Annotated in this window: 12 protein-coding genes; 4 read left to right on the top strand and 8 right to left on the bottom strand. The window is 68.2% G+C overall.

What is annotated here, in order from left to right:
• Positions 1 to 65 precede the first annotated feature (65 nt).
• Both ON39_RS42315 and ON39_RS42310 read right to left on the bottom strand, forming a co-directional pair.
• The gene (locus tag ON39_RS42315; RefSeq protein WP_040742731.1) at positions 66 to 812 is read right to left on the bottom strand and encodes a DJ-1/PfpI family protein; all 747 of its coding nucleotides are present in this window, start codon (positions 810 to 812) and stop codon (positions 66 to 68) included.
• A 122-nt stretch (positions 813 to 934) separates the two neighbouring features.
• A complete protein-coding gene (locus ON39_RS42310) occupies positions 935 to 1,909 on the bottom strand; it encodes a GlxA family transcriptional regulator (RefSeq protein WP_040742693.1) in 975 nt (324 codons plus the stop codon).
• 362 nt (positions 1,910 to 2,271) lie between these two features.
• On the opposite strand from ON39_RS42310, the gene ON39_RS42305 reads away from it, so the two are divergent.
• The gene (locus tag ON39_RS42305) at positions 2,272 to 3,003 is read left to right on the top strand and encodes a GAF and ANTAR domain-containing protein (protein ID WP_040742730.1); all 732 of its coding nucleotides are present in this window, start codon (positions 2,272 to 2,274) and stop codon (positions 3,001 to 3,003) included.
• 66 nt (positions 3,004 to 3,069) lie between these two features.
• On the opposite strand, the gene ON39_RS42300 is transcribed toward ON39_RS42305, so the two are convergent.
• Positions 3,070 to 3,714 carry a PAS and ANTAR domain-containing protein gene (locus tag ON39_RS42300; RefSeq protein WP_040742729.1) on the bottom strand — a complete coding sequence of 215 codons (645 nt, stop codon included), beginning with the start codon at positions 3,712 to 3,714 and terminating at the stop codon, positions 3,070 to 3,072.
• Positions 3,715 to 3,924: 210 nt separating this feature from the next.
• Positions 3,925 to 5,361: an MFS transporter gene (locus ON39_RS42295; RefSeq protein WP_246003135.1), complete on the bottom strand. Its 1,437-nt coding sequence runs from the start codon at positions 5,359 to 5,361 to the stop codon at positions 3,925 to 3,927.
• Between the two features lie 123 nt (positions 5,362 to 5,484).
• On the opposite strand from ON39_RS42295, the gene ON39_RS42290 reads away from it, so the two are divergent.
• Entirely contained in the window at positions 5,485 to 6,147 is a 663-nt protein-coding gene (locus ON39_RS42290) for an EthD domain-containing protein (protein ID WP_040742728.1), read from the top strand.
• A 69-nt stretch (positions 6,148 to 6,216) separates the two neighbouring features.
• On the opposite strand, the gene ON39_RS42285 is transcribed toward ON39_RS42290, so the two are convergent.
• Positions 6,217 to 7,098, bottom strand: a complete 882-nt coding sequence (locus tag ON39_RS42285; protein ID WP_040742691.1) for a LysR family transcriptional regulator — start codon at positions 7,096 to 7,098, stop codon at positions 6,217 to 6,219.
• 71 nt (positions 7,099 to 7,169) lie between these two features.
• On the opposite strand from ON39_RS42285, the gene dapA reads away from it, so the two are divergent.
• Positions 7,170 to 8,153: a 4-hydroxy-tetrahydrodipicolinate synthase gene (gene dapA / locus ON39_RS42280; RefSeq protein ID WP_083895037.1), complete on the top strand. Its 984-nt coding sequence runs from the start codon at positions 7,170 to 7,172 to the stop codon at positions 8,151 to 8,153.
• Positions 8,154 to 8,180: 27 nt separating this feature from the next.
• Positions 8,181 to 9,716 (top strand): DHA2 family efflux MFS transporter permease subunit, encoded by a 1,536-nt coding sequence (locus tag ON39_RS42275; protein WP_040742690.1) that lies wholly within the window; start codon positions 8,181 to 8,183, stop codon positions 9,714 to 9,716.
• A gap of 53 nt (positions 9,717 to 9,769) precedes the next feature.
• On the opposite strand, the gene rpoB is transcribed toward ON39_RS42275, so the two are convergent.
• The 3 genes from rpoB to ON39_RS42260 form a co-directional block, all read right to left on the bottom strand.
• Complete coding sequence (gene rpoB, locus ON39_RS42270; RefSeq protein WP_040742689.1) at positions 9,770 to 13,246, bottom strand: DNA-directed RNA polymerase subunit beta; 3,477 nt, start codon at positions 13,244 to 13,246, stop codon at positions 9,770 to 9,772.
• A 311-nt stretch (positions 13,247 to 13,557) separates the two neighbouring features.
• Positions 13,558 to 14,343 (bottom strand): alpha/beta fold hydrolase, encoded by a 786-nt coding sequence (locus tag ON39_RS42265; RefSeq protein ID WP_040742688.1) that lies wholly within the window; start codon positions 14,341 to 14,343, stop codon positions 13,558 to 13,560.
• Positions 14,344 to 14,352: 9 nt separating this feature from the next.
• Positions 14,353 to 14,919 carry a TetR/AcrR family transcriptional regulator gene (locus tag ON39_RS42260; protein ID WP_051187813.1) on the bottom strand — a complete coding sequence of 189 codons (567 nt, stop codon included), beginning with the start codon at positions 14,917 to 14,919 and terminating at the stop codon, positions 14,353 to 14,355.
• Positions 14,920 to 14,958 lie beyond the last annotated feature (39 nt).

The raw sequence follows: 14,958 nt of genomic DNA, 5'->3' as shown, positions 1-14,958 counted from the left end.
AGAAGAAAGCAGTAAAAGATCTCAGGCGGAAATCGGCGGGAACGGACAGCACGCCGGCGCCGGGATCACGAGCCGGCGCGAGCGCGGTGACGCTGAAACCCCTTCTGCCGCAGTCGATCAAGCGACGCGTCCCACAGCAATCGGGTACCGGCGGACAGCTCGGCAGGCCGGAACATCCCGTGCCGCATCATGATCTTGTGCGCCCGCGCCTTGGTCGCCGTCGTGGCCTTGCTCGTATGCCCCGAATCGAACGGCGGCTGCGGGTCGTACTCGATGGACAACTGAACGGCCTCCGCGTACTCCCTGCCCGCGATCTCGCCAGTGAGGAACAGCCCGAGGTCGATCCCGGCCGACACGCCCGCCGCGGTGACGATGTGCCCCACACGGACCACCCGCTCGTCGGGCCGCGGCCGCGCGCCGAAGGGCCGGAGCAGGTCCAGCGCGCGCCAGTGCGAGGTGGCGTCTTTCCCATTCAGCAGACCGGCCGCCCCCAGGATCACCGAGCCGCTGCACACCGACACCGTCCACGTCGCGGTCTTCTCCACCGACCGCAGCCAGTCCAGTAGCGCCTCGTCCCGTGCCGTCGTCGCCGTCGCCGTGCCCGAACCCGGCACCACGACGATGTCGGGGCGGGGTGTCTCGGCGAGCGTGTGGGTGACGCCGAGCAGCAGCACCTCGGAGTCGGTCGCGATCGGCCCGGTCTCGTGCCACACGAACCGCACCTCGGCGTCGGGCAGCGTGCGCAGGATCTCGTACGGGCCTATCGCGTCGAGCGCAGTCATTCCGGGATAGGTGACGAAGGCAATCTGCATGGAGTGCACCCCTTGTGGTGTCCGGCCGGTCCTGCCGCAGGTGGAGGTCGAGTCGTCCTCCGTGCCATCGTGCGTCGGCGTTCCCCTCGGCGCTACGACACTTTTATTGCGATCTCGGCCAGTCAGGACGATCGGGGACGGGCGAAGCGTCCCCGATACTCGCCGGGGGAGATGCCGAGCTGGCGCTGAAACGTCCGGTAGAGCGTCTCGGGCCGCGGCAAGCCGACCGTGGTGCCCACGCGGTGCAACGGATAGTCGGTGGTCTCGAGCAGACGCCGCGCCGCCGCGAGCCGCACCAGCTCCACGTAGCGGGCCGGTGTCGTGCCGAACTCGGCGGCGAAGACCCGCGAGAAGTTGCGCGTGCTCATGTCGGCCTGCTTGGCCAGCGCCTCTAGGGTGAGGTCGGCCGCGAGGTTCTCCTCGATCCAGACCTGCAACGCCCGCAACGGTTCCCGGCGTGGCGGCCCCGCGGCGATCGGCGCGCTGAACTGACTCTGGCCGCCGGGGCGATGCAGGTAGACCACCAGCCACCGGGACACCTCGCGGGCGAGGTCGGCGCCGTGGTCGTCGGCCACCATGGCGATCGCGAGGTCGATGCCCGCGGTGACGCCGGCCGAGGTCCAGATGTCGCCGTCGCGGACGTAGATGCGATCGGGCTCCACCAGGATCCCGGGATACCGCTCGATCAGCCCGCTGCTGCCGGCCCAGTGCGTGGTGGCGCGGCGGCCGTCGAGCAGCCCGGCCTCGGCCAGCAGGAACGTGCCCGAGCACACCGAGCCGACCCGGCGCGCCCGGCTCGCGGTCTCCCGAATCCCGTCGCGCAGCACGGTATCCGCCGTGGCCGCACCGCTGGTCAGTCCGCCGGTGACGATCAGGGTGTCCACCGCGTCCGCCTCGCCGAGCGCGCGAGCGGCGTTGACCTCCAGCCCGCTCATCGCCCGCACCGGTCCGCGCCGGGTGGCCACCACCTCCACCTCGTAGAGCGGCTCGCCGCCGAGCAGGGCCGCGGCATGGAACACATCGGCCGGACCGGACAGGTCCAGCAGTTGGAAACCCTCGAACACCACCAGCTGAACGAGTCGGGTGGTGTTCGGCATCCACCCATGCTGGCTCCGCCCCGCCTTGGCGTCAATAAACCATCTATTGCGTTTCCTGCCAGACCACGTATGGGCTACTGCGCGTCGCTCGCCCCATTCCTCAACTTCCAGTTGCGCCGTCTTACCGTCCTCCGTGCCGGTTAAGACAGCGTCGAGTTCGGTGACGCCCTCGGGGACGAGATGGCAGAGCATCGAGGTGCGCCGCGAACCAGCGTGCGCGGGATCACGATCGATTGCCCGAAATGCCCGATGTGACAAGGCTCCATCCGCGAGCGCCGATTGGTGACGAGCAGTGCGGGCATTCCCGGCCTTAGATGCCGGGCGCCCTCGAGGCCCCGGTGCCCTGGAAGGAGACGACGGTGATGAGTCGGGAGCGGCGACTGGTCGAGGCATTCGTGCAGTTGGCGGACTCGCTGGTGGAGGACTACGACCCGGTGGACGTGGTGCAGCAGCTGCTGGATCGCGCGGTCGATCTGTTGCCCGTCGATACCGCCGCCGTGCTATTGGCCCGCGAGGACGGGGAGCTGAAGGTGCTCGCGTCGACGAGCGAGGCGACGCGGTGGCTGGAGTTGCTCCAGATCCAGGCCCAGGACGGGCCGTGCGTGCAGTCCTACCGCGACAGCGAGCGCGTCGTCGTGGAGGATCTGGAGGCCGCCCGCGATCGGTGGCCTGCGTTCGCGAAACAGGCTCTGCTGGACGGCTTTCAATCGGTCTACGCGCTGCCGCTGCGCCTGCGCGCGGACCGGGTCGGCGCGCTGAACCTGTTCAGCACCGGCGCGGAGCACATGACCGAGGACGACCTGCTGGTCGGCCAGGCGCTCGCCGATATCGCCAGCATCGCCATTCTGCAGGCCCGCATGCTCGCCGACCACAAGGCGGTCAACGGTCAATTGCAGTCGGCCCTGGAGAGTCGCATCGTCATCGAGCAGGCCAAGGGCATGCTCGCCGCGCACGGCGACCTCGATCCCGACGCCGCGTTCGAGATTCTGCGCGCCCACGCCCGCCGCAGCCGCATTCGCCTGCCCGAGCTGGCGCGCGCCGTGGTCGACCGCACCGTCGGCCCGGCCGAGATCCTCGCCGCCCGCCCGCGCTGAACGGCCCAGCGCCGCAACATCTTCCGGAATCCGCGCTCCTTGAACAAGGAGTGCGGATTTCGCGTCTCAGAGACGCTCGTGGACGGTGAGCAAGAGATGATCGAAGCGGGTGCGCAGCTCGACCATCGGGCCGTCCAGAGTGGTTATCTCGGAGACGATCTGGTTTGCCAGGGAGCGCAGCTTCGTCCCGGTCTCCTGAGACCGCCAGCTCAGAACACGGAAGGCCTGGTCTGCATTGATCCCGTAGACGAGCATCAGGATGCCCTTGGCCTGTTCGATCGCCGCACGGGCGGAGTACAGCTCGGGCAGGGCGCCGTCGAGGGTCTGGCGCCGATCCTCGGCAAGCGCGTCGGTGATGTCGACGTAATACCCCGAGGTGCCGACCACTCTGCCGTCGTCGTCGACCATGCCGTCGCCGACGACCAGCACGTGGTGCAGGCGCCCCTTGGTGTCGATGATCCGGTGGCGACTGCAGAACGGCTCGCCGGTCTCGACGGTTCTGGCGATGGTGTTCGCCACCTGCTCGCGGTCCTCGGGATGTTTGTGCGACAGCAGTAATTCGGTGGACGGGCGGATCGACCCGGGCTGGTAACCGTGGATGAGCGCGACCTCGTCGGACCATTCCCAGCGCTGGTCGGCGAGCCAGAAGCGAAAGGTGCCCGCGCTCTGCGCCCGACCCGAGCCGAGTACCTCCGCGACCGGCCGAACCACATCGCCTCCGACCGGCGACTCGGGTATATCGCCTCCCCGCTCGACGCCGGGAACATCCACAGACTGATCCAACAACCTGCCCCTCTCCAACCTAGACCGATGTCAGATGCACGAAAACGGTCGGCTGGCGGGGTCTGGGGCAGCGCGTTCCGGTCGAATAGATTACCCGCGCACACCGACAGCTCGTCGGCGAGGCAGGCGTGGGCTCTCCTATGCCGCGGTCGCGCTCAACGGTTTCGCGATGTCCTCGAGCGAACGACCCTCCGCCCGTACGCCGTACGCCAGCTCGACGAGCCCGGCGGCGAACATCGCGGCGGCCCCGATGGCGAAGGCGAGCGCGGTCTTGCCCGGATCGCCGTCGGCGGCCAGCTTGGAGAACACCATCGGCCCGGTCACGCCGCCCGCGACGGTGCCGATGGCGTAGAAGAACGCGATGGCCATGGCGCGGGTCTCCATCGGAAAGATCTCGCTCACGGTCAGATACGCCGCGCTGGCGCCGCACGAGGCGACGAACAGCACCGCGGTCCAGCACGCGGTCAGTGTCACCGCGGACAGCGCCCCGGCCGCGAAAAGCCATGCCGTGCCGAACAACAGCAGCGCGGACCCGATGTAGCAGCCGGTGTTCATCGGCTTGCGCCCGATCGTGTCGAACAGCTTGCCGAGCAGCAGCGGCCCGAGGAAATTGCCGAAACAGATCACCGCGAAGTAGTAGCCGACCCGATCGTCGGCCACATGGAACGACTTCGACAGGATGAGCGCGTAATTGAACGTGATGGCGTTGTACAGGAACGCCTGCCCGATGAACAGCGACAGCCCGAGCACGCCGCGGCGCGGATAGTGCTTCACCATCACCTCGGCGATCTCGCGGAAGCTGATGGTGCGCCGCTGATGGATCTCGATCCGCTGATCCGACACGTCCTCGAGTTCCCGGCCGGTGTCCTCGCGCACCTGCCGCTCGATGTCGTCGACGATCTGCTCGGCGCCGTCCTCGCGTTCGTGGATGAACATCCACCGCGGGCTCTCCGGAACATGCCTGCGCACAACGAGAATGATCAGGCCGAACACGGCGCCGAGCGCGAAGGTCAAGCGCCAGCCGATGTTCGCGGGGAACAGGTTGGTGTTCAACGCCAGGATGGACAGCAGCGAACCGCCGACGGCGCCGAGCCAGAACGTCCCGTTGATCACGATGTCGATGCGCCCCCGATACTTTCGCGGAATGAGCTCATCGATCGCGGAGTTGATCGCCGCGTACTCGCCGCCGATGCCGAAGCCGGTGAGGAAGCGGAACAGGATGAACCACCACATCGAGAACGACAGCGCGGTCATCGCCGTCGCGAACAGATACACCGCCAGGGTGATCAGGAACAGCTTCTTGCGGCCGAATCTGTCGGTGAGCCAGCCGAAGAACAGCGCGCCGCACCCGGCCCCCGCGACGTACATCGCCGCCGCGATCCCGGAAACCTGTGCGGCGGTGATACTTATGCCGCTGCCGGGCTCCGAGAGCCGGCTCGCCACGCTGCCGACGACGGTGACCTCGAGCCCGTCCAGGATCCAGACGGACCCGAGCCCGATCACCACCATCCAGTGCCAGCGCGACCACGGCAAACGATCCAGTCGCGCCGGAATGTCGGTCGATATCGTCTTCACAGCCCACCCGCCTTCGGTCAGTGCCGACCGTTTACCCGAGGCGGCCGCGAATATTCAGCGCGATGTCGCGCCCCGACCGGCTAGGCTGCGCCGAGGTGAAACCTGTTACAGAAAGTGGCCGCGATGAAGGTGATGTTCGCCCTGTGGGGAATCGGTGATCTGCTCGCCGAGGAGCTGACGGCACGGCTGGCCGACGCCGGAGCCGTTGCCGTGCAGGCGAATATCGCCGACGCGGCGGTGGCCGACGCGATGCTTCGGCTGACCGCCTTCGACGAGCCGGTGGCGGCGGTGGTGAGCGTGTGGACGCGGGGCCGAGGGGAGGCCGACGCCGTCGCCGATGTCCTCGGCTCGGTGGCGACGCGGATCGCGGGCTGGCGCGTCGAGGAGGCCCGCCCGCTCGAACCGCCTTCGGTCCCGCTCGGCGAGCGCGCCCCCGGCCTGGCCAATATGGCGTTTCTACGCAGACCCGCCGACCTCCCGCACGAGGAATGGCTGCACCGCTGGCGCGATCGGCACACCGAGGTCGCCATCGCCACCCAGGCAACCTTCGGCTACGTCCAGAATCTCGTGCTCGAAGGATTCACCGACGACGCCCCGGACGTCGCGGCCATCGTCGAGGAGCTGTTCCCGATCGAGGCCCTGGCCGACCCGCACGCCTTCTACGACAGCGCGGGCGACAACGCCGAACTCGCGCGCCGTATCGAGCGAATGATGCGGAGCGTCAGCAGCTTCGGCGCGGACCGGGACATCGACGTGGTGCCCACCAGCCGCTACCTGCTGCGCTGAACAACCGACGCACACTGGGTGGCCGGCGCATGTTTGGATGGCCGACGCGCGCTGAGCGACCGACCCGCGCTACGTAACCGGCCCACGCTGAACAACCGACGCGCGCAACGCCGCCCGCGCCGCCTGCACCGCAGGATGGTCCCCCGTACCCCGCCGATACGCCAGCAGCGTCCGCCGCCGCGTCGCCAGCGGCGTGAGCGTGACCTCCGGCGGGCAGTCCAGCGCGCCGAGTTCCGGCACGAGCGCGACGCCCTGCCCCGCGGCGACGAGCGCGAGCACGGTGCCGAAATCATCGGCGTGATGCCGGATGCGCGGCGTGAATCCCATTGCCTGACAGGCGCGCACGGTCATGGTGTGGCACAGGGTGTCCGGAGTGCCCGCGATCCAGGAGGTTTCGCGTCGGCTCGCCAAGGGAGCGCCGGAAAGCGCTGCCAGATAGATGGTCTCCTCGAGCAGCGGCTCGGTGTCCAGCGCGGGGTCCGGCTCGACGGGCACGTAGTCGTACTCCTGCACCAGCGCGACGTCCAGGGTCTCGGCCCGCAGCGCGGCGGGCGCGGTGGCCGGGTCCAGCTCGGTCACCATCAGTTCCAGCCCGGGGTGGTCCCGGCTCAAAGCGACGAGCGCGGGGGACAGGATCGTGCGGACCGCGGTCGGGAAGGCCCCGATGCGCAGCGTGCCGGTCAGCTCGGCGCGCGAGGTGGCCAGGTCGGCGGCGGCCTGCTCGAGCACCGCGAGGATGGTCTCCGCGTGCTCGACCAGCGTGCGCGCGGCCGGGGTCAGGGTGACCCGGCGCCCGGTCCGCTCGAGCAGCGGCACGCCCGCCTCGCGTTCGAGCGCGCTCAGCTGCTGCGAGACGGCCGAGGGCGTGTAGGCGAGCGCGTCGGCCACCGCCGCGATGGTCTCGCGATGCGCCAGCTCGCGCAGCAGCCGCAGCTTGCGGATATCGAGCATCAGTAGATCTTATGCTCGACTGTAGAAACGTGAACTGGACCTGACGATTCCATCGCGTCACGCTCGTAGTCATGACGCTCGCAGGCTTATTCGTCCCCCTCGTCACCCCGTTCACCGCCGACGGCGGGCTGGCCGCCGACGCGTTGTCCGGACTGGCGCACTCGGCCCTGACCGAGGGCGCGACCGGACTCGTCGCCCTCGGCACCACCGCCGAGACCGCCACGCTGAGCGCCGCGGAACGCACACGCGTGGTGGAGATCTGCGCCGAGGCATGCCGAGAACACAACGCCCCCTTGATCGTTGGGGCCGGCTCCAACTGCACGGCCGACTCGATCGAGGCGGTCGCGGCCCTCAGCCCGCACATCACCGCGGCGCTCACCGTCGTCCCGTACTACACGCGCCCCTCCGAGGCGGGCGTGCTCGCCCACTTCCGCGCCCTCGCCGACGCGAGCCCCGTGCCCCTGGTCATCTACAACATTCCGTATCGCACGGGCCGCACCCTCGGCGCGGAGACGCTGCGCCGACTCGCCGAACACCCGAACATCGTCGGCGTCAAACACGCCGTCGGCAGCGTCGACGACACGACCATCGAGCTGATGCGCACGCGCCCGGCCGACTTCGCCGTCCTAGCGGGCGACGACCTCTACCTCGCGCCCCTGCTCGCCCTCGGCGCCGCGGGCGGCATCCTCGCCTCCGCGACCCTGGCCACCCCGGCCTTCGCCGCCCTCGTCGCCGCCTGGCGCGACGGCCCGCTCGACCAGGCCCGCTCGCTCGGCCACCGCCTCGCCGCGCTGTCCACCGCCCTGTTCGCCGAGCCCAATCCGACCGTCATCAAGGCGGTCCTCGCGGCCGAGGGCCGCATCCCCAGCCCGGCCGTTCGGCTGCCGCTGTTGCCCGCGAGCGAGGCCGCCACCTCGGCCGCGCTCGCCGCGGTGCGAGCGACGTGCCCGGAGGCGGTAGCGGAGCGTGACCACGGAGGGCACCGGGAGTACCGCGAATCCAAAACAGCGCTCGAAAATTGTGCTGCCGAATTGCCAGCAAAAATGCTGGTGTAGGAGGCGAAGAGATGGAACGCTGAAGCGGTGACTCAACCTCCGGATAATCAGGCGACGACGCCTGACCCGACCGCCGACAAACTGGACCCCGCGGTCTTGAAGGTGGCCGGCGTGGTCGTGCTCGGCGCGATCATGTCGATCCTCGACATCACCGTCGTCAATATCGCGCTCCCGACCTTCCAGGCCGAATTCGAGACCAGCTACGCCATCGCGGCGTGGACGATCACCGGCTACACGCTGGCGCTGGCCACCGTCATTCCGCTCACCGGATGGGCGGCCGACCGGTTCGGCACCAAACGCCTCTACATGGCGGCGTTGACGTTCTTCGTGCTCGGCTCGGTGCTGTGCGCCACCGCGTGGAACATCGAGTCGCTCATCGCTTTCCGCGTGATCCAGGGCATCGGCGGCGGCATGCTCATGCCGCTGGGCATGACGATCATGACGCACGCGGCCGGCCCGCAGCGCGTCGGCCGGGTGATGGCGGTGCTCGGCGTGCCGATGCTGCTCGGCCCGATCTGCGGCCCCATCCTCGGCGGCTGGCTGATCGAGTTCCACTGGCAGTGGATCTTCCTGATCAACCTGCCGATCGGCGCCATCGCGCTCGTCTTGGCCTACATCGTGTTCCCCGCGGACAAGCCGGAGCCGACCGAGTCGTTCGACTTCCTCGGCATGCTGCTCGCCTCGCCCGGCCTGGCACTGTTCCTCTACGGCGTGTCCTCCATTCCGGGCGAGGGCACGGTGCTCGCGACGAAGGTGCTGCTGCCCGCGATCATCGGCGCCGTGCTCATGGTCGCGTTCGTCTTCCACGCGCTGCGCACCGAACACCCGCTGATCGATCTGCGGCTGTTCCGCAATCGCGTGCTGACCACCGCGGTCCTCACCATGGTGTTGTTCGCCATCGCGTTCTTCGGCGGCGCCCTACTGCTGCCGACCTACCTGCAGCAGGTCCGCGGTGAATCGGCGCTGACCGCCGGATTGCTGCTCATCCCGCAGGGTTTGGGCGCGATGATCACCATGCCCATCGCGGGCAAGCTGGTCGACAAGATCGGCCCCGGCAAGATCGTGCTCGTCGGCATCACGCTGATCGCGCTCAGCACGGTGTTCTTCACCCGGCTCGCCGTGGACACCCCGTACCCGGCCATGCTCGGCGCGCTGTTCGTGATGGGCCTCGGCATGGGCTGCACGATGATGCCGATCATGACCGCGGCCATCCAGACTCTGAGCCATCAGCAGGTCGCGCGCGGCTCGACGCTGATGAACATCGTCAACCAGACCGCGGGCTCCATCGGCACCGCGACCATCTCGGTGGTGCTGACCAACTTCCTGAACAACCAGGAGTTCGCCAAGCCGGCGATCGCGGCCAACGTCAGTCCGGAGTTCGCGAGCAAGGTGCCGCCCGGCGTGGTGGAGGTCGGATTGAGCCAGGCCGCAACGGCTTTCAGTCACACCTACATCGTGGCGCTGGTGCTGATCGTGCTCACCCTGGTGCCGGCGTTCTTCCTGCCGCGCACCAAGCCGAAGAACCCGGAGCTGGCCGACGCCGTGGCGGCGGTACACGTGTGACCGAGTGTGCGCCGAGATCGACTGCCCGGCAGACGATCTCGGCGCACGCGGACTCAGCTGGACAGGTCGTCGATCGTCGCCGACTCGTTCCTGGACAGGTTGATGCCCAGGTTCGCCGCGGCGCGGTCGAGGTCCTCGTCGTCGCCGTCGCGCATCTCGATCGCGGCGCCGTCGGAGGACAGCACCTCGACGTTGAGGCACAGCGACTGGAGTTCCTTGAGGAGCACCTTGAACGACTCCGGAATGCCCGGCTCCGGAATGTTCTCGCCCTTGACGATCGCCTCGTAGACCTTGACGCGCCCGACGATGTCGTCGGACTTGATCGTCAGCAGTTCCTGCAGCGTGTAGGCCGCGCCGTAGGCCTGCATGGCCCAGCACTCCATCTCGCCGAAGCGCTGACCACCGAACTGCGCCTTACCACCGAGCGGCTGCTGGGTGATCATCGAGTACGGGCCGGTCGAACGGGCGTGGATCTTGTCGTCGACCAGGTGGTGCAGCTTCAGGATGTACATGTAGCCGACCGCGACCGGGTAGGGGAACGGCTCGCCGGAGCGGCCGTCGAACAGCGTCGCCTTGCCGTCCGCGCCGACCATGGTCTCGCCGTCGCGGTTGGGCAGCGTGGACCCGAGCAACCCGGTAAGTTCCTCGTCGCGCGCGCCGTCGAACACCGGGGTCGCGATATTGCTGTCGGCGGGCGCGGAGAGCAGCTCCTCCGGTAGCGTCGCCGCCCAGTCGGGCGAGCCCTCGACCTTCCAGCCGGCCTTGCCGATCCACCCGAGGTGGGTCTCCAGGATCTGGCCGATGTTCATCCGACGCGGCACGCCGTGGGTGTTGAGGATGATGTCGACCGGGGTGCCGTCCGGCATGAAGGGCATGTCCTCGGTCGGCAGGATCTTGCCGATGACACCCTTGTTGCCGTGGCGGCCTGCGAGCTTGTCGCCGTCCTGGATCTTGCGCTTCTGCGCCACGTACACGCGCACCAGCTCGTTCACGCCCGGCGACAGGTCGTCGTCGTCCTCGCGCGAGAAGACCCGGATGCCGATCACTTTGCCGGACTGACCGTGCGGGACCTTGAGCGAGGTGTCGCGCACCTCGCGCGCCTTCTCCCCGAAAATCGCTCGCAGCAAACGTTCTTCGGGAGTCAGCTCGGTCTCGCCCTTCGGGGTGACCTTGCCGACCAGGATGTCGCCGTCGCGAACCTCCGCGCCGATCCGGATGATTCCGCGCTCATCGAGGTCGGCCAGCACGTCGTCGGAGACGTTCGGAATATCGCGGGTGATCTCCTCCGCGCCCAATTTCGTGTCCCGCGCGTCGATTTCGTGCTCCTCGATGTGGATCGAGGTGAGGACGTCCTCCTCCACGAGGCGCTGCGACAGGATGATCGCGTCCTCGTAGTTGTGGCCCTCCCACGGCATGATCGCGACGAGCAAATTCTTGCCCAGCGCCATCTCACCGTTCTCGGTGCAGGGGCCGTCGGCCAGGACCTGCCCCGCCGCCACCCGCACACCTTCGTCGACGATCGGCTTCTGGTTGAAGCAGTTGCCCTGATTCGACCGGGCGAACTTGCGCAGACGGTAACTCTTGCGGCCGCCGTCGTCGGCCATCACCGTGATGAAGTCGGCCGAAACCTCTTCCACCACACCGGCTTTCTCGTTGACCACGATATCGCCCGCGTCGATGGCCGCGCGCAGCTCCATGCCGGTGCCCACGACGGGAGCCTCGGAGCGGATCAGCGGCACGGCCTGGCGCTGCATGTTCGCGCCCATCAGGGCGCGGTTGGCGTCGTCGTGCTCGAGGAACGGGATCATCGCGCTGGCCACCGAGACCATCTGGCGCGGCGAGACATCCATCAGGTCGACCTCGTCGGGCGAGACGAACTCGACCTCGTCGCCGAAGCGCCGGGCGAGGACCTTGCTCTCCAGCAGCCGCCCCTCGGCGTCGACCGGCGAGTTGGCCTGGGCGCGGATATACCGCTCCTCCTCGTCGGCGGTCATGTAGACCACCTCGTCGGTGACCCGGCCGTCGACCACGGTGCGGTACGGCGTCTCGATGAACCCGAACGGGTTGACCCGCGCGAACACCGAGAGGTAGCCGATCAGGCCGATGCTCGGGCCTTCCGGCGTCTCGATCGGGCACATCCGCCCGTAATGGCTGAAGTGGATATCGCGGACCTCGATGCTGGCGCGTTCCCGGGACAGGCCGCCGGGGCCGAGCGCGGAGAGCCGGCGCTTGTGGGTGAGGCCGGCGAGCGGGTTGTCCTGCATCATGAACTGCGACAGCTGCGAGGTGCCGAAGAACTCTTTGATGGAGGCGCTGACCGGGCGGATGTTGATCAGCGTCTGCGGCGTGATCGCCTCGATGTCCTGGGTGGTCATCCGCTCGCGGACCACGCGCTCCATCCGCGACAGGCCGATGCGGAGCTGGTTCTGGATCAGCTCGCCGACGGTGCGGACGCGGCGATTGCCGAAGTGGTCGATGTCGTCGACGCCCACCGGGACCTCGGCCCCGCCCTCGGCGGTCATGGTCTTGTCGCCGCGGTGCAGGTGCGCCAGGTACTCGATGATCGCGACGAGATCCGCCTCGGTCAGCGTGGCGGAGTCGATCTGCAGACCCAGCTTCTTGTTGATCTTGTAGCGGCCGACGCGCGCCAGGTCGTAGCGCTTCTCCTTGAAGAACAGGTTCTCCAGGAGGTTCTGCGCGGACTCCTTGGTCGGCGGCTCGCCGGGGCGCAGCTTGCGGTAGATGTCGAGCAGCGCCTCGTCGGGGCCTGCCGTGTGGTCCTTCTCCAGGGTCGACATCATGATCTCGGAGAACCCGAAGCGCTCGGCGATCTGCTCGACGCTCCAGCCGAAGGCCTTGAGCAGCACGGTCACTGGCTGACGCCGCTTGCGGTCGATGCGGACGCCGACGGTGTCGCGCTTGTCGATGTCGAACTCGAGCCACGCGCCGCGCGACGGAATGACGCGCGCGCTGTAGAGATCCTTCTCGGTGGTCTTGTCGACGGACTGATCGAAGTAGACGCCGGGGGAGCGAACCAACTGGGCGACGACGACGCGTTCGGTGCCGTTGATGATGAAGGTGCCCTTGTCGGTCATCATCGGGAAATCTCCCATGAAGACCGTCTGGCTCTTGATCTCACCGGTGTTGTTGTTGATGAACTCCGCGGTGACGAACAGCGGCGCCGCGTAGGTCATGTCCTTGTCTTTGCACTCGTCGATCGAGGCCTTGACCTCTTCGAACCGAGGATCGGACAGGGACAGCGACATGGTGCCCGCGAAGTCTTCGATGGGGGACAGCTCGGCGAGCACCTCTTCGAGGCCGCCCGCCCTGCCGCTCTCGCCGCGCGCGGCGGCGCGGGCCTGCCACTGCGGTGCGCCGATCAACCACTCGAACGAGTCGGTCTGCACGTCGAGCAGGCCCGGCACGTCGAGGGGTTCACGAATTCTGGCGAAGGACACCCGCTTCGGGGCGCCCGGGATAGGGGCGACTTCCTGGGCTGTAGTGGTGACTTTTTGGGACGAGACTGACACGGTGCGTCCTTCCGCGACCTCACACTGCTGATGAATTGCGGGTGGTCACCTACCGAACGAAACTCCGCACACCGCAAGAAGGCTCACCACGTTTCGGTGGTGATGCACGAGATGAGGTTTGTGAGGGGGTCGGACAGGAGGCAGCCAGCGCAACGTCTCAAGTTACTCGCAGAATCGGCGCAGCACAATAGGCATTCGAATTTCGGGTTCAGGTGACAACCACTTCGAATGTTTTCCTCTGGGGAAATACTAACCCCGGGAAGTCGTTCGCGTCAAGACCCTTTGGCGGGAATTCGCCAATTCGGTGGTGGCTAGTGGTGCGTTTCGTCGAGGAAGTCCAGGACCAGCGGGCCTGCGACCGACCGGAACTCCTCGAAGTAGGCGTGCCGGGCGCCGGGGATCAGCCGGGTGCGCGCGCCCGGGATGCGCTCGGCGAGCAGCGGCGCGTTCGCCGCCGGGTTGAACCGGTCCTCGGTGCCGTGCACGATCAAGGTGGGAGACGCGATGTCCGGCAGCGCATCCCAGGCGTCGTGCCGGTTGCTGGCCATGAGGTGGCGGCGTTTGGCGTAGGCGGGCATGTCCGGGTCGCCGAGGGTGTGGAACGGACCGGCGTTGTGCGCCAACCACTCCGGGGTGTACATCAGTTCCAGCAGGGCCTGCCGCGCCGTGGCCGGGTCGGGGTCGATGAGGGACTGCCGTATCTCCGGCCCGCGTTCGATGCCGTGTCTGCCGCCGGGGGAGGTGCAGCCGAGGATCAGGGCGCGCACTCGTTCGGCATGGCGCGCGCCGAGCCACTGCGCGACCCGGCCGCCCATGGACGTGCCGTACACCGCGGCCCGATCGACGCCGAGATCGTCGAGCACCGCGATCACATCGTCGGCGAAACCGGTTGTGCTGTAAGGCTCGTCGGGCTTGTCGCTGTCCCCGGTGCCGCGCCAGTCGAGGGTGACGGTCTGGTAGCGCGACTCGAAGTCCTCGCGAATGCCGTCCCACCAGTGATGGTTGTTGGCCTGGCCGGCGAGCAGCACGAGCGCGGGGCCCCTGCCCGCCGTCTGGTAGGCGAGGCGAACTCCGTTGGCTGCCTTGGCGAATGGCACGTGTCGTTCCTATCGGTCGGATCGGTGGGTGGGACGCAGGCCGTCGAGGACCAGCTCCAGCGAGCGCCGCCATGCGGGGGAGCCGGTCGCCTCGCCGAGCAGCGACAGGGCCCACACCAGATGCACCACGTCGTCGTCGGTGGCGTCGGCGCGCACGGCGCCCGCCCGGCGAGCGCGATCCAGCAGGGTCGACAGATGCGACAGGCCGCGGTGACACGCCTCGGTCAGCTGGGCGGCGGCGGGGTGGTCGCGGGTGAACGCCTCGAGCAGGCCGCGGTCGGCGGTCATCTGCTCGAGCAGTTGCTCGAGGAATCCGCTGAACGCCGTCCACGGGTCCGGTTCGGCCGCGGCGCGAGCGGCGAACTCGTCCATGGCCGCCAGTCGCGGCGGCAGCAGCGCCTCGATGAGCGCGTCGCGGTGCGGGAAGTGGTTGTAGAGCGTGCCGATGCTGACGCCGGCCCGCCGCGCGATCTCCTCCAGCGAGCCGTCCAGCCCCTGGGCGGTGAACACGTCCGCCGCCTCGCGCAACAGCTTCTCGCGATTGCGGGCCGCGTCGCGGCGCAGCGGTTTGGTCATGCCCACCATCCTACAAAAGTCGAGGGCCTCCTCGATTTC

The sequence above is a fragment of the Nocardia tenerifensis NBRC 101015 genome, assembly GCF_000308715.1.
Taxonomy (GTDB): domain Bacteria; phylum Actinomycetota; class Actinomycetes; order Mycobacteriales; family Mycobacteriaceae; genus Nocardia; species Nocardia tenerifensis.
This window is presented reverse-complemented; position numbering and strand designations above follow the sequence as displayed.

Coding starts and splice junctions, on each gene's coding strand:
- ON39_RS42315 (WP_040742731.1), bottom strand. CDS start 812: ATGCAGATTGCCTTCGTCACCTATCCCGGAATGACTGCGCTCGACGCG.
- ON39_RS42310 (WP_040742693.1), bottom strand. CDS start 1,909: ATGCCGAACACCACCCGACTCGTTCAGCTGGTGGTGTTCGAGGGTTTC.
- ON39_RS42305 (WP_040742730.1), top strand. CDS start 2,272: ATGAGTCGGGAGCGGCGACTGGTCGAGGCATTCGTGCAGTTGGCGGAC.
- ON39_RS42290 (WP_040742728.1), top strand. CDS start 5,485: ATGAAGGTGATGTTCGCCCTGTGGGGAATCGGTGATCTGCTCGCCGAG.
- ON39_RS42285 (WP_040742691.1), bottom strand. CDS start 7,098: ATGCTCGATATCCGCAAGCTGCGGCTGCTGCGCGAGCTGGCGCATCGC.
- dapA (WP_083895037.1), top strand. CDS start 7,170: ATGACGCTCGCAGGCTTATTCGTCCCCCTCGTCACCCCGTTCACCGCC.
- ON39_RS42260 (WP_051187813.1), bottom strand. CDS start 14,919: ATGACCAAACCGCTGCGCCGCGACGCGGCCCGCAATCGCGAGAAGCTG.